Source organism: Bordetella ansorpii (genome assembly GCF_900078705.1).
Lineage (GTDB): Bacteria > Pseudomonadota > Gammaproteobacteria > Burkholderiales > Burkholderiaceae_B > Bordetella > Bordetella ansorpii_A.
The window spans coordinates 1-13,744 of sequence record NZ_FKIF01000009.1; the positions used below are offsets into that span (position 1 = coordinate 1).

Consider the following 13,744-nt stretch of genomic DNA (forward strand, 5'->3'; position numbering starts at 1 on the left):
CAACCTGGCCAAGAGCTGGACCCAGGTCGATGACAAGACCATCGACTTCGAACTGCGCCAGGGCGTGAAATTCCACAACGGCGAGGAATTCGACGCCGACTCCGTGGTGTACACGCTGAACTTCGTGGCCGACCCGAAGAACAAGGCCGTCACGCAGCAGAACGTCAACTGGATCGACAAGGTCGAGAAGCTGGACAAGTACAAGGTGCGGCTGACCACCAAGGAGCCCTTTCCCGGCGCCAAGGAATACCTGTCCACCACCGTGGCCATCCATCCGGCCAAGTATTACCAGGAAGTCGGTCCGCAGGGCATGAATGCCAAGCCCGTCGGATCGGGTCCGTACAAGGTGACCGACTACCAGCCCGGCAAGTCGATCACCCTGCAGCGCAACACCGACTATTTCAAGGACTCGCCCAAGGGCCAGCCCACCATCGGCAAGATCGTCATCCGCTTCATTCCGGACCGGCAGACGCAGATGGCGGAAGTGCTGTCGGGCGGCCAGGATTTCATCATGAGCGTGCCGCAGGACCAGGCCGAGCAGATGAAGGCCGTGCCGACGCTTCAGGTCGTCAGCGGCAAGACCATGCGCATCGTCTTCATGCAGATGAACATCCGCGAAGGCACGCCGGCGCCGCAACTGAAGGACATCCGGGTGCGCCAGGCCATCCTGCACGCCATCGACCGCCAGGCCATCGTCAAGAACATCGTGGGCGAAGGCGGCGAACTGCTCAACACCCTGTGCACGCCCTCGCAGGTCGGCTGCACGCAGGAAGGCGCCACGATGTACCCGTACGACCCGGCGCTGTCCAGGAAGCTGCTGGCCGAGGCGGGCTATCCCGATGGCTTCGACATCGACATCGCCGCCTACCGCGAGCGCAACCAGACCGAGGCCATCATCAACTACCTGCGCGCGGTGGGCATCCGCGCCAAGCTGAATTTCCTGCAGTACGCCGCGATGCGCGACATGTCCCGCTCGAACAAGACCGCGCTGACGCACCAGACCTGGGGCTCGAACCTGGTCAACGACGTCTCGGCATCGACGCCGGTGTACTTCGGCGGCGGCAGCGACGACGTCACGCGCGATCCCGAGGTCATCGCGCTGCTGAAGGAAGGCGACCACACCATCGACCCCGCCGCGCGCAAGGCCGCCTACCAGAAGGCACTGGCGCGCCTGTCCGCGCAGGCCTACGGCGCGCCGCTGTGGCTGCTGCCCGCGTACTACGTCGCCACCAAGGACCTGGACTTCAAGGCCTATCCGGACGAACTGGTGCGCTTCTGGGACATGCGCTGGAAGTAAGGCGCGGAGAACCTGCCATGCTTGCATACACGATCAAGCGCCTGGGACTGGCGGTACTGGTCGCGCTGACCGTCTCGGTCCTGGCGTTCCTGCTGCTGCACCTGTCGGGCGACCCCGCGGTGGCGCTGGCCGGCGAAGGCGCGCGCCAGGCCGATATCGACATGATCCGCAAGGCCTACGGCCTGGATCGTCCGATCGCCGTGCAGTACGCCGACTGGCTGTGGCACATCGTGCGCGGCGACTTCGGCACCTCGGTCTACTTCAAGACGGCGGCCGGGCCGCTGATCCTGTCCAAGCTGCAGACCACGCTGCTGCTGGGCCTGGCCTCGCTGGGCGTGGCGCTGCTGATCTCGGTGCCGCTGGGCGTGCTGGCGGCGCTGTACAAGGGCAGCCTGGCCGACCGGGCCTGCCTGGCCGTGGCGGTGCTGGGCCAGGCGCTGCCCAACTTCTTCTTCGCGCTGCTGCTGATCATGCTGTTCTCGATCACGCTGCGCGTGCTGCCGGTCTCGGGCAGCGGCACCTGGCAGCATTTCGTGATGCCGGCCATCGCGCTGGGCTATTACGTGGCGCCGGCCTTCATGCGCCTGATCCGCGCCGGCATGATCGAGGTGCTGGGCGCGGACTACATCCGCACCGCGCGCGCCAAGGGATTGCCGGCCGGCACGGTGGTGTTCAAGCACGCGCTGCGCAACGCCATCGTGCCGGTGGTGGCGCTGGCGGCCGTGCAGCTGGGCTACCTGCTGGGCGGCTCGGTGGTGGTCGAGACCATCTTCGCGCTCGACGGCCTGGGCTACCTGGCCTATCAAAGCATCACGTTCAAGGATTACCCCGTCATGCAGCTCATCGTGCTGCTGCTGTCGGTGATCTACGTCCTGCTGACGCTGGCCTCCGACGTGGCCAACGCCTGGCTCGACCCACGCATCCGGGTGTCCTGATCATGGCCGGTCCCCTGCTTTCCACGCTCGCGCAGGCGCCCGCCGCGGCGCCCGCGCCCTCCTCCCGCCACAGCCTGTGGCGCCGCGCCCGGCGCGACAAGGCCCTGCTGGTGGGCGGCGGCCTGCTGCTGCTGATCGCCGCGGCCGCGCTGTTCGCGCCCTGGCTGGCGCCGCACGATCCGTATTTCCAGGACCTGGCCCACCGCACCACGCCGCCCGTCTGGTATGCAAAAGGCACCTGGCTGCATCCGCTGGGCACCGACCAGTTGGGCCGCGACTACCTGTCGCGCCTGATCCACGGCGCGCGCATCTCGCTGCTGATCGGCCTCAGCGTGGCGCTGATCTCGGGCGTGATCGGCACCGTCCTGGGCATGTCCGCCGGCTACTTCGGCGGGAAGATCGACATGGCGGTGTCCTTCCTGATCACCACCCGGCTGTCCATGCCGGTGATCCTGGTGGCGCTGGCCACCGTGGCCATCGTCGGCGGCTCGCTGTGGGTGGTCATCCTGGTGCTGGGCCTGCTCAAGTGGGACCGCTACGCGGTGGTCATGCGCAGCGCCACGCAGCAGGTGCGGTCGCTGGAGTACGTGGCGGCCGCGCAGGCGGCGGGCGCCTCGACGTGGCGCATCGTCCGCGGCGAAGTGCTGCCCAACGTGCTGCCGCACCTGATCGTGATCGCCACGCTGGAGGCCGCCAGCGCCATCCTGCTGGAGGCCGCGCTGTCGTTCCTGGGCCTGGGCGTGCAGCCGCCGCTGCCGTCGTGGGGCCTGATGATCTCCGAAGCCAAGGCCTACATGTTCTTCTCGTTCTGGCTGATCGCCATACCCGGCAGCGCGCTGGCGCTGCTGATCTTCGCCATCAATCTGGCGGGCGACGGCCTGCACCAGTTGCTGGCCCCCGAGGAAAGGGGCTGACCATGGACACCACGACCTCCGACATCGCCCTGGACGTACAGGGCCTGCACGTGGATATCGATACGCCTCGCGGCCCGCTGCACGCGGTGCGCGACGTGTCGTTCCAGGTCCGGCGCGGCGAGACCCTGTGCCTGGTCGGCGAGTCCGGCTGCGGCAAGTCGATGACCTCGCTGGCGGTGATGGGCCTGCTGCCCAAGGCCGCGCGCCGCAGCACGCGGCGCCTGGCGGTGCTGGGCGAAGACCTGTCGCGCGCGGGACGGCGCCGTGTCAACGCGCTGCGCGGCAGCCGCATGGCCATGATCTTCCAGGAGCCCATGACCGCGCTGAACCCGGCCTACACCATCGGCACCCAGTTGACCGAACACTACCGGCACCACGGCGGCGCCAGCCAGCGCCAGGCGACCGACCGCGCGGTCGAGTTGCTGGAGAAGGTCGGCATCGCCTCGGCCGCGCAGCGCCTGGGGCAGTATCCGCACCAGTTGTCCGGCGGACTGCGGCAGCGCGTGATGATCGCGATGGCGCTGATGTGCGGCCCCGAACTGCTGATCGCCGACGAGCCCAGCACGGCGCTGGACGTCACCATCCAGGCGCAGATCCTGCGCCTGCTGGCCGACCTGCAGGCCGAACTGGGCATCGCCATGGTCCTGATCACCCACGACCTGGGCGTGGTGGCGCGCATCGCGCACCGGGTGGCGGTGATGTATGCCGGCCAGGTGGTGGAGGAAGGGCCGGTGCGCCAGTTGTACGCCCATCCGCGCCATCCCTATACTCAGGGCCTGCTGGACTGTATCCCCATTCCGGGCCGCACGCCGCCGGGCTCCCGGCTCGGCACGATTCCCGGCGTGGTGCCCTCGCTGATCGGCGCACCGCCGGGCTGCGCCTTCGCCGACCGCTGCGCGCATGTCCGGCCCGAGTGCCATGCCCCGGTGCCGCTGCGCGGCTCGGAGGACGGACGGCAGTGGCGCTGCGTGCTAGACCCACTGGAGACCAGGCCATGAGCCCCTTGAACCATTCCAAGGACGAGCTCCACAGTGCGCGGCATGAACGCCCTTCCGTGGATACGCTTGACGCGCCGCCGTCCCGGCGCGAAGCGGCATACGCCGACGCCGGGCTGGCGCCGTTGTTGCAGGCCGAGGCCGTCAGCCGCCGCTTCTCGGTCAAGACCGGCCTGTTCGGCCCGAGCCGCGAACTGCACGCCGTCAATGGCGTCGACCTGGCATTGCCCCGCGGCGGCGTGCTGGGCATCGTCGGCGAATCCGGCTGCGGCAAATCCACCCTGGCGCGCATGCTGCTCGGACTGCTGCGGCCCAGCAGCGGCGCCATCCGGCTGGGCGGCCAGGACATCGCCACCCTGTCGCGCCGCGACATCGCCCGGCAGGTGCAGCCGGTCTTCCAGGACCCGTACTCGTCGCTCAATCCACGCCGCACCATCGCCTCGATCGTATCGCTGCCGCTCGAAGTGCATGGCATCGCCAATCCTCGCCAGCACAAGGCCATCGAAATGCTCGAGCGCGTCGGCCTGCCCGCGCGGCTGGCCGGCAACACGCCGGGCCAGTTGTCCGGCGGCCAGCGCCAGCGCGTGGCCATCGCCCGTGCGCTGGTGATGCAGCCGGGCCTGGTGATCTGCGACGAACCCACGTCGGCGCTGGACGTTTCCGTGCAGGCGCAGATCATGAACCTGCTGATGGACCTGCGGCGCGAATTCAACCTGACCTATGTCTTCATCAGCCACAACCTGGCGGTGGTGGAGCACATCGCCACGCACGTCGCGGTGATGTACCTGGGCCGCGTGGTCGAGTCGGCGCCCACCGCGGAGCTGTTCGCGCGGCCCCGCCATCCCTACACCCAGGCCCTGCTGGCCTCGGTGCTGACGCCCGAGCCCGGCCTGGGGCTGCCCGATACCGGCCTGGGCGTGTCGTTTCCCGATCCGCTGCATCCGCCGTCCGGCTGCCCGTTCCATCCACGCTGCCGCCATGCCCTGGCCTCATGCAAGGACACCCGGCCCGCGTTGCGCGCCGATGCGCGCGGCTCGGTCGCCTGCCATCTCGTCTTCCCGACCTCACAGGATTCCGCATGAACCGCACCCAAGCCGTCGAACAGGCCGAGCAATGCTTCGATTCGGGCGCATTCCGCCAAGTGCTGGCGCGCCGGATCGCGATTCCCACCGAAAGCCAGAATCCGGACCGCGCCGAGGTCCTGCCGCAGTACCTGGAGGCCGAGATGCGGCCCGCCTTCGAGGCCATGGGATTCACCTGCCGCATCCTGACCCATCCCAAGGCGCGGGCGCCCTTTCTCTACGCCGAGCGCATCGAGGACGCCGCGCTGCCCACCGTGCTGGGCTACGGCCACGGCGACGTGATCCGCGGCCTGGAGCCCGAGTGGCTGCCCGGCCTGTCGCCCTGGACGCTGACCGAGTCGCAAGGCCGCTGGTACGGCCGCGGCATCGCCGACAACAAAGGCCAGCACGCCGTCAACCTGGAGGCCCTGCGCATCGTGCTGCAGACGCGCGGCCGGTTGGGCTTCAACGCCAAGTACCTGATCGAGATGGGAGAAGAGACCGGTTCGCCCGGGCTGCGCGAACTGTGCGAGGCCAACCGAGACCTGTTCAAGGCCGACGTGCTGATTGCCTCGGATGGACCGCGACTGAGCGCGCAACGCCCCACGGTGTTCCTGGGCGCGCGCGGCAGCCTGAACGTCGACCTGAGCATCGAGGCGCGCGCCGGCGGCCATCATTCGGGCAACTGGGGCGGATTGATCTCCAATCCCGGCATCCAGCTGGCGCATGCGATCTCCACGCTGGTGTCGCCCACCGGCCAGATCCGGGTGCCGGAATGGCGGCCCAAGGCTCTGCCGGCCTCGGTGCGCCGCGTGCTGGCGGATTGCGAGGTCGATGGCGGCGCGGACGGCCCCACCATCGAGCCAGACTGGGGCGAGCCGGGCCTGTCGCCGGCCGAACGCGTATTCGGGTGGTGCTCGTTCGAGGTCCTGGCCTACAAGACCGGCAACCCCGAGACCCCCGTGAACGCCATTCCGCCGCGCGCCTGGGCGCGCTGCCAGTTGCGCTTCGTGGTGGGCGTCGATCCGGACGACCTGCTGCCCGCGCTGCGGCGCCACCTGGACCGGGAAGGCTATCCCATGGTGCAGATCCAGACCACGCGCGAGACCATGTTCCGCGCCACCCGGCTCGATCCCGACAACCCGTGGGTGGACTGGACGGTGGCGTCATTGCAGCAGACCTGCGGCAAGAAGATCGCCATCCTGCCCAACCTGGGCGGCTCGCTGCCCAACGACATCTTCACGGACGTGCTGGGCCTGCCTACCGTGTGGGTGCCGCACTCGTATCCCGGCTGTTCGCAGCACGCGCCCAACGAGCACCTGCCGCCCGAACTGCTGCGCGAGGCCCTGCGGCTGATGACCGGGCTGTATTGGGACATGGGCGCCGGCGGCGCGCCCACCAGGTAGGGCCTGTCAGGGTGGACAGGCGCTAAGACGGGTCCGCGACCGCGGGCGCGGGAACGGCGGCCGCATTGCGCCGCGCGATGCCGCGCGCCAGGTCCACGCGCGCCAGCAGCAGCAGGCCGGCCACGAAGAACACCCCGGTGATCAGGATGGCCAGGCGATGGTTGCCCTGCGTCAGCCACGTCACCAGGCCGTAGGTCAGCGGCCCGATCACGGCCGCAAGCTGGATGGCGAAGGTCCAGAGTCCGAAGAACTCGGCCAGCCGGGACGGCGGCGCCAGCGCGCCAATCATGGCGCGGCCCGCGCTCTGGCTGGTGCCCATGCACAGGCCGGCCAGCATCGCCGAGGCCCAGAAAACGGGCGCGGTGACGGCGGCATAGGCCGTCAGCACCATCACGATCCAGCCCGCCAGCGTAATGGCCAGCGCGCGCTTGTGGCCGATGCGGTCCTGCACGTAGCCGAAGCCGAACGCGCCGGCCGCCGCGGCGATGTTGACGGTGAACACCAGCATCATGGTCTGCGCCATGCCGAAACCCATGACCTGCTCGGCATACACGGCGGCCAGCGTGACGACCACGGCGATGCCCGCCTGGTAGCTGGCGCCGCACATCAGCAGCCGGCGGAACTCGGGATAGTGCCGACCGGTGTCACGCCACGCGCGGCCCAGGCGCGCCAGCATGTCCAGCACGCCGGCCTGCCCCAGCGCGGGCGCATGCGGCCGCGAACGCTCGCGCAGCAGGAAGAACGAGGGCAGCGCCGCCAGGGCGAACATCACGGCCGTGACCACGACCACCCACGGCACGAATTGCGCCGCGCCCATGCCTTGCGACTCGCCCCAGGTGACCACGGCCAGCGACAGGCCCAGCGTGAGCATGCCGCCACAATAGCCGAAGCTCCAGCCCCAGCCGGACACCCGGCCCAGCGCATGCGGGCGCGCCAGTTCCGGCAGGAACGCGGCGATGATGGATTCGCCGATGCAATAGCAGTAATTGGAGACCGCGATCGCGGCCAGCGCCAGCCAGACGGCGCCGGGGCCAGCCTGTGTCAGCACCAGCGTGGCCGCCACGCAGCCCACGGTGCTGGTATGGAGCAGCCGGCGCTTGCTGGCGCGCGCATCCGCGCGCGCGCCCAGCGTCGGCATGGTCAGCATGATGGCCAGGTAGGACAGCGACAGGGCCGCCGTCCAGGCCAGGGTGGCCCAGTGCGCCCGGCCAGCCACCACGCTGACGAAATACGTGCTGAACACCGTCGTGAGAATGACGGTGGTGTACCCGGAATTGGCGAAGTCGTACATCGCCCAGGCCCAGAGTTCCCGGCGCGTGACGCCGGGATTCAGGGCCCCCTGGCCCGGCGCCCCGGAGGCGCCGGCCGAGGCTTCCGGGGGCTGGCCCTGTGTCACAGGCCCAGTGCCGCGATGCCCGCGCGAGCGATCTCGGCGTCTTCGGTCGATTTCACGCCCGACACGCCCACGGCGCCGATCACCTGGTCTTGCGCCACGATGACCACGCCGCCTTCCAGCATGCCTTCGAGCTGCGGCGCGGACAGGAACGCGGTGCGGCCCTTGTTGATGATGTCCTCGTAGCCGGCGGAATCGCGGCGGCCCAGCGCGGCGGTGCGCGCCTTGGCGGGAGCGATGTACGACGAGACCGGCGCCACGCCGTCCAGGCGCAGCATGCCCAGCTGATGGCCGCCGTCGTCGGCCACGGCGATGGTCACCGCCCACTTGTTGGCCAACGCATGGGCTTCGGCCGCCGCCAGGATTTTCTTCACGTCTTCCGCGGTCAGCACGGGTTTGCTCTTCATTGCAAGGCTTCCTTGATCTGTTGCAGGGCTGAGGGATCTTCGATGGTGGTGAGATCGCCCGGGTCGCGGTTCTCGCACACGGCGACGATGGCCCGGCGCAGCACCTTGCCCGAACGCGTCTTGGGCAGCGCGCCGACAAAGCGGATGCGCGCAGGCCGCGCCACCGCGCCTAGCTGCTCTTCCACGACCCGCATGATATCGCCTTCCAGCGCGCGCACCGCGTCGGCGCCCTCGATATCGTCGGGACGCTTGAGCACCACGAAGGCCATGGCCGCCTGTCCCTTCAGTTCGTCGGCCACCCCGACCACCGCGCATTCGGCCACGCCGGCATGGCTGTTGATGGATTCTTCGATCTCGCGCGTGCCCAGGCGGTGGCCGGCCACGTTGATCACGTCGTCGGTACGGCCCAGGATGTACCAGTAGCCGTCGTCGTCCACCCGCCCCCAGTCGAAGGTGGAATACACCTGGCGGCCCGGGACGGACGTGAAATACGTCTGCACGAAACGCTCGTCGTCGCCCCAGATGGTGGTCATGGCGCCGGGCGGCAGCGGCGGCTCGATGGCCACCACGCCCTTCTCGCCCGGCTCCAGGTCTTCGCCCGTGGCTTCGTCGACGATGCGCACGTCGAAGCCATAGGTGGGAAACGAGGGGCTGCCGAAGCGCGTGGGCACCCGTTCCACGCCCGGCTGGGCCGACAGGATGGGCCAGCCCGACTCGGTCTGCCAGTAGTTGTCGATGATGGGCTTGCCCAGGCCCTCGGACACCCAGCGGGCCGTCGGCTCGTCCAGCGGCTCGCCGGCCAGGTACACGGCGCGCAGCGAGGACAGGTCGTGGCGGCGCAGCAGCGCCGGATCCTGGCGCTTGAGCACGCGCACCGCCGTGGGGGCCGAGAACAGCGTGTTCACGCCGAACTGCTCGACCAGCTTCCAGAGGATGGCGCCGTCGGGACGCACGGGCGTGCCTTCGTACAGCACCGTGGCCTGCCCGCCGATCAGTGGGCCGTAGACGATATAGGAGTGTCCCACCACCCAGCCGATGTCGCTGGTGCAGAAGAAAGTGTCGCCGGGCCTGCCGTCGAACAGGTATTCCATGGAGGCGGCCAGCGCCACGGCATAACCGCCCGTATCGCGCTGCACGCCCTTGGGGCGGCCGGTGGTGCCCGATGTGTACAGCACGTAGCTGGGCTCGGACGACTCCACCCATTGCACCGGCACCTGCGCGCCTTCGTGGCGGCGGCGCAGTTCGGCGTAGTCCAGGTCGCGGCCCGCCAGCGGCTCGAAGGGCACCAGCCCCCGGTCCAGCACGATGACGGCCGGCGGCGGCGTCCGGCACAGGCCCAGGGCCTTGTCGACCAGCGGCTTGTACGGCACGACCTTGCCCGCGCGCGACCCGCCGTCGGCGCACACCAGCACCTTGGGCGCCGCGTCGTCGATGCGCTGCGCCAGGTTCACCGACGCGAAGCCGCCGAACACCACCGAATGCACGGCGCCGATGCGGGCGCACGCCAGCATGGCGAACACGGCCTCGGGCACCATCGGCATGTAGATCAGCACGCGATCGCCGCGGCCCACGCCCTGCTCGCGCAACATGGCGGCCACCGCGTTCACCTCGGCATGCAACTGGGCGCGCGTATAGATCCGCTGCTGGCCGACCTCGGTGGAGACCCAGGCCAGCGCGGTATGGCCGGCATACTGCGGCAGCCAGCGGTCGACGGCGTTGTAGCAGAGGTTGGTGCGCCCCCCCACATACCAGCGCGCGAAGGGCAGGCGGCTGTCATCCAGCACTTGGGAGAACGGCGTCTCCCAATGGATGCGCTGGGCCTCCTCGCGCCAGAATCCGTCCCGGTCATGAATGGACCGATAGTGGAAATCCCGAGTTCTTTCCATGTATGTCTCCTGATATATTTCGGTAGCCTTTTGCAGCACGGCTTTACCCGGCGCCCGGCGTCCAGTTGCTCTTTTTGGTCTTATCGTGGCATGCCCAGCTTTCATGAAGCTTGCCGTGGCGCCCTCAGTCTCCCCGAGGATCGCGCCAAGATCAACCCGCATTTCCCGTAGAACCCTGCAAGATGTCTGCTTGAGACACACAGACTGTCACAATCGGTTTGGTAGAATCGCTGAATTGTTTGTTACCCTTCGGTGGCCCTTCCGGCCCCGACGCGCAGCTTTCTTCCCGAGAACAATGCCTCAAACCAGGCCCCATTCCTCGCTCTCAGCCTTCCACTCCCGCCGCGTCATGCAGTGGGTCCGGATGCTCGGTGCGATGGGATGCGTGGCGGTGATGGCAGGTTGCGCAAGCAGTCCCGGCAACGGCCCCCGTGCAGACCGCCTCTCCTACGAAGACAGCGGCGAGGGCGGCTTCGACCGCTACGATGGCGACTGGACCGCGTCCAACGACCCCATCGGCGAACTGGTCTCCCAAAAGCTGGGCCGCAAGTCCGAACCCCGCCGTTCGCTGTCCCTCACCGAAGACAATCCCCTGGTCGGCGCAGCCCTCACCCAATTGGGCGTGCGCTACCGCTTCGGCGGCAGTTCGCCCGACACCGGCTTCGATTGCAGCGGCCTGGTCCAATACTCGGCCGAGCGCTCGCTGGGCCTGAAGCTGCCCCGCAACGCCGCCGAGATCGCCGGTTGGGGCACCTCGATCGCGCGCAACGAACTGCGCCCCGGCGACCTGGTGTTCTTCAACACCATGGGCCGCCGTTTTTCGCACGTCGGCATCTACATGGGCGAAGACCGCTTCGTGCACTCGCCCAGCGCGGGCGGCCGGGTCCGCATCGAAGACATGAAGATGGCTTACTGGAACAAGCGCTACAACGGCGCGCGCCGCATCTCCAACACCAGCGTGGCGTCGGCCCGGGCCGACTGAGCCCGCTTCGTGGCACGGCATGCCGATCGGGCCCGCTTGCGCGGGCCCGATGCCATTGGGCGCTCCGCGTGACGCCTCCGCTGGCGGAATGCGCGAAGCGGCCGGACGCATCGCGTTCCGGCCGCTTCGTTGTCTCGCATCACGACCGCGGCGCAACCCGCGGTGCTCTTATCGGACGGTGTTCAGCGTGCGTTGGGACACTGCGCCGCATTGGCGCACAGGCCGCATTGCTGCAGGGCCTGCTGCATGCTGCACACCGAACGCCGACAAGCCACCACGCGGATGCCCGCGCGCTGGGCGGCGTGCCGGAAGGTCTTCATGACGTTGTGGCCCAGGAAATCCGTCAGCAGGATCACCAGTTGCGTGCCCGACGGCAACTGCAGCGTCTTCTTTTGATGCGAGGGATCACGGCCGCTGATGTGATGCGTGATCGAGATGTTGTGACCCTTCAGAAGGTCGGGAATGTTGCCGAGCCTGTCGGCGCCCACTATCACTGCACTCAGCCCTGCCGCCACTGCCACCATGATGGATTCCCTCAATGTGTTTGAGACAGGTGTTAATGATAATGATTCCTATTGTTTAGTCAAATTAAATGAGATCGGTTCTTATTTAATTTTTTAATGCCCCCGTCGATCCGATAGCCGAGCCCCTTGCGCCATCCAAAAAAGTGCCGGTGTCAAGTCTTTCGCGCAAATCACGCAGGGCTTGAAACCGTATATGGGGCAGTAGGTTAGCTCTTTTCGGGGCCGCTTTGCAGAACCGCGGCTTCGTCGGCTAGGAGCCACATAAGAGCGTCGGGAGAGAAAGCCGCATCGCACTGTGTCGTGCTGGATTGCCGAGGAACGGCGGGCCTGTCGCGTCATCATAGCCCAAGAGGCTTGGCGGCCTCCAGAATGAAGAACGCGCAGCTGAGGGCTGCGCGTTCGATGGATGCCGTTGGAATGCGATGCCATCATGTAGGCTTTGATGGCGCGCTCCGGGTCGTCGTGCCCTTCCTGAATCCCCGATCCCCCGCCATGAACGCCTCCAGCATGTGCGGGATCAACTTCTCTGCATCGACTGCTTCGCCATATGCCTGCGCGTGCAGCGCGGCGTAGCGGTCGAGGTCGGCTTTCAGGCTGGCCGGGCAGGCAAAGGTCAGCTTGACGTTCTCGGTCTTGGGCAGCGGCCCGAGCCGCAGCTTCTTGGTCGCGCTCATTGCGAAGCTCCCCGATTGAAGAACAGCGGCTGGTAGGGCCGCAGCACTAGATCCCGGTTGACGATGATCCGCACCGGCAGGCCCGGCCGCTCGGTCAGCGTCGGCTGGATGTTCATGTTGCGCCGGGTGATCTCCTGGCCGACCTGATTGATGCCGTCCTGGGCGCTGTCGCGCCCGGCGATGACGATGCGGTTGCCGTCCTGGCGGTTCTCCGGCGCGGCCAGCTCGGCTCCGACGCCCAGCAGCGTCGTCAGCACCGCGCCCGCGACGATGCGATTCCAATGCCAATCCACGTCATCCTCTAGACCGGAATAGCCGGCTGGATCGGTGCCGACAAGGTTGTCGAGCGTCAGCGAGGACGTGTCGGGCAGGATGATCCGGTTCCACACCACCTGCACGCGGCTCTGCCCGTAGCTGACCTGGCTGTTGTAGCGCCCGAGGATGCGCGACCCCTGCGGGATCAGCAGGTACTTGCCTGTAGCCGTGTCATAGACCGGCTCCGTCACCGTGGCGATCACGTCGCCCGGCAAGTCCGACTTGATGCCCGTCACCAGCGCGCCCGCGATCACGGTTCCAGCCATCACCTGATAGGGCGACGCCGGCAGCGCCAGATTGCCGGAATTGCGGGTTTCCGTAGAACCGGCTTTCAGGAACGCCTCCTTCTGGTCTTGCCGGTTCTGCACGGCGGTCGGGTCGCCAGGCTGCGCCGCCGTCGAGGCCGACCCGGCTGCGAGCGGGTCGAAGGCCGCGAGCGCGCTTGCACCACCAGGCGCACCCGGCGTCGCCTGCGCCACCGCGGCGGTGGGGCCTTGGCCGCCCGAACGGAAGAACACCGACGAAGCCGCAGCGGCTTCTTCCTCCTTGCGCAAGGCATCGTTGGGATGGTGGCCGGGGGCCGCGTAAGCGGCCACGGCCGGCTGCTGCGAGTTCACGATGGCCGGGCCAAGATCGCCCGGCAGCGGCGGCCCCAACTCGGGCACCTTCGGCTGCAGCTTCGAGTAGTCGGCCGGCAGGCCGTCCAGCCCTTCGGACTTCGAGACGCGATCGACGTTGTAAAGCTCGGGCTGCTCGCCCGCGCTGCGCCGCTGCGGTTGCAACGACCAGATCGTGGCTCCGAGCACGGCGACCGACAGGCCGCCGACGAGGATGGCCAGCGTGCGCCGGTTCAGGCGCGTGACCGGGCGCGGCTGGGCGCGCAGCGCCAACGCCTCGGGCGCGACCTTGCCCGCTTGCGGCCTGGCGAGGTCGGGGGTGTCGTCCTGGATCATGG

At 68.2% G+C, this 13,744-nt stretch carries 13 protein-coding genes; 7 read left to right on the forward strand and 6 right to left on the reverse strand.

Annotated elements, in window-relative coordinates:
- The 6 genes from A6745_RS22665 to A6745_RS22690 all read left to right on the forward strand — a co-directional run.
- Nucleotides 1-1,297 (forward strand): ABC transporter substrate-binding protein (locus A6745_RS22665; RefSeq protein WP_066132385.1); only part of this gene is annotated, 1,297 nt, incomplete at its 5' end.
- Between the two features lie 17 nt (nucleotides 1,298-1,314).
- Nucleotides 1,315-2,232: an ABC transporter permease gene (locus A6745_RS22670; protein ID WP_066132388.1), complete on the forward strand. Its 918-nt coding sequence runs from the start codon at nucleotides 1,315-1,317 to the stop codon at nucleotides 2,230-2,232.
- Between the two features lie 2 nt (nucleotides 2,233-2,234).
- On the forward strand, nucleotides 2,235-3,146 hold the full coding sequence (locus A6745_RS22675; protein ID WP_082853243.1) for an ABC transporter permease: 912 nt from the start codon (nucleotides 2,235-2,237) through the stop codon (nucleotides 3,144-3,146).
- Between the two features lie 2 nt (nucleotides 3,147-3,148).
- On the forward strand, nucleotides 3,149-4,144 hold the full coding sequence (locus tag A6745_RS22680) for an ABC transporter ATP-binding protein (RefSeq protein WP_066132389.1): 996 nt from the start codon (nucleotides 3,149-3,151) through the stop codon (nucleotides 4,142-4,144).
- A gap of 113 nt (nucleotides 4,145-4,257) precedes the next feature.
- Nucleotides 4,258-5,223 (forward strand): ABC transporter ATP-binding protein, encoded by a 966-nt coding sequence (locus A6745_RS22685; RefSeq protein WP_066133166.1) that lies wholly within the window; start codon nucleotides 4,258-4,260, stop codon nucleotides 5,221-5,223.
- Nucleotides 5,220-6,608, forward strand: a complete 1,389-nt coding sequence (locus A6745_RS22690; RefSeq protein WP_066132391.1) for a M20 family metallopeptidase — start codon at nucleotides 5,220-5,222, stop codon at nucleotides 6,606-6,608. The genes A6745_RS22685 and A6745_RS22690 overlap by 4 nt, the downstream gene beginning before the upstream one ends.
- 22 nt (nucleotides 6,609-6,630) lie before the next feature.
- Here the strand turns inward: A6745_RS22690 and A6745_RS22695 are convergent, their stop codons facing one another.
- The 3 genes from A6745_RS22695 to A6745_RS22705 all read right to left on the reverse strand — a co-directional run bounded on the left by A6745_RS22695 (nucleotide 6,631) and on the right by A6745_RS22705 (nucleotide 10,312).
- Entirely contained in the window at nucleotides 6,631-7,899 is a 1,269-nt protein-coding gene (locus tag A6745_RS22695) for an MFS transporter (RefSeq protein WP_082853269.1), read from the reverse strand.
- 101 nt (nucleotides 7,900-8,000) lie between these two features.
- Nucleotides 8,001-8,408, reverse strand: a complete 408-nt coding sequence (locus A6745_RS22700; RefSeq protein ID WP_066132396.1) for a GlcG/HbpS family heme-binding protein — start codon at nucleotides 8,406-8,408, stop codon at nucleotides 8,001-8,003.
- Complete coding sequence (locus tag A6745_RS22705; protein ID WP_407922752.1) at nucleotides 8,405-10,312, reverse strand: propionate--CoA ligase; 1,908 nt, start codon at nucleotides 10,310-10,312, stop codon at nucleotides 8,405-8,407. Before A6745_RS22705 ends, A6745_RS22700 begins: the two co-directional genes overlap by 4 nt.
- A gap of 331 nt (nucleotides 10,313-10,643) precedes the next feature.
- Between A6745_RS22705 and A6745_RS22710 the strand changes: the two genes are divergently transcribed.
- Entirely contained in the window at nucleotides 10,644-11,276 is a 633-nt protein-coding gene (locus A6745_RS22710) for a C40 family peptidase (protein WP_407922750.1), read from the forward strand.
- Nucleotides 11,277-11,458: 182 nt separating this feature from the next.
- Here the strand turns inward: A6745_RS22710 and A6745_RS22715 are convergent, their stop codons facing one another.
- From A6745_RS22715 to A6745_RS22725, 3 genes are all read right to left on the reverse strand, one after another.
- Complete coding sequence (locus tag A6745_RS22715) at nucleotides 11,459-11,791, reverse strand: DUF2325 domain-containing protein (RefSeq protein ID WP_066133169.1); 333 nt, start codon at nucleotides 11,789-11,791, stop codon at nucleotides 11,459-11,461.
- Between the two features lie 437 nt (nucleotides 11,792-12,228).
- On the reverse strand, nucleotides 12,229-12,474 hold the full coding sequence (locus tag A6745_RS22720; protein WP_011516115.1) for a DUF2274 domain-containing protein: 246 nt from the start codon (nucleotides 12,472-12,474) through the stop codon (nucleotides 12,229-12,231).
- Nucleotides 12,471-13,742: a TrbI/VirB10 family protein gene (locus tag A6745_RS22725; protein ID WP_011516114.1), complete on the reverse strand. Its 1,272-nt coding sequence runs from the start codon at nucleotides 13,740-13,742 to the stop codon at nucleotides 12,471-12,473. Before A6745_RS22725 ends, A6745_RS22720 begins: the two co-directional genes overlap by 4 nt.
- Between the last annotated feature and the right edge of the window lie 2 nt (nucleotides 13,743-13,744).

Coding starts and splice junctions, on each gene's coding strand:
- A6745_RS22670 (WP_066132388.1), top strand. CDS start 1,315: ATGCTTGCATACACGATCAAGCGCCTGGGACTGGCGGTACTGGTCGCG.
- A6745_RS22675 (WP_082853243.1), top strand. CDS start 2,235: ATGGCCGGTCCCCTGCTTTCCACGCTCGCGCAGGCGCCCGCCGCGGCG.
- A6745_RS22680 (WP_066132389.1), top strand. CDS start 3,149: ATGGACACCACGACCTCCGACATCGCCCTGGACGTACAGGGCCTGCAC.
- A6745_RS22690 (WP_066132391.1), top strand. CDS start 5,220: ATGAACCGCACCCAAGCCGTCGAACAGGCCGAGCAATGCTTCGATTCG.
- A6745_RS22695 (WP_082853269.1), bottom strand. CDS start 7,899: ATGTACGACTTCGCCAATTCCGGGTACACCACCGTCATTCTCACGACG.
- A6745_RS22700 (WP_066132396.1), bottom strand. CDS start 8,408: ATGAAGAGCAAACCCGTGCTGACCGCGGAAGACGTGAAGAAAATCCTG.
- A6745_RS22710 (WP_407922750.1), top strand. CDS start 10,644: ATGCAGTGGGTCCGGATGCTCGGTGCGATGGGATGCGTGGCGGTGATG.
- A6745_RS22720 (WP_011516115.1), bottom strand. CDS start 12,474: ATGAGCGCGACCAAGAAGCTGCGGCTCGGGCCGCTGCCCAAGACCGAG.
- A6745_RS22725 (WP_011516114.1), bottom strand. CDS start 13,742: ATGATCCAGGACGACACCCCCGACCTCGCCAGGCCGCAAGCGGGCAAG.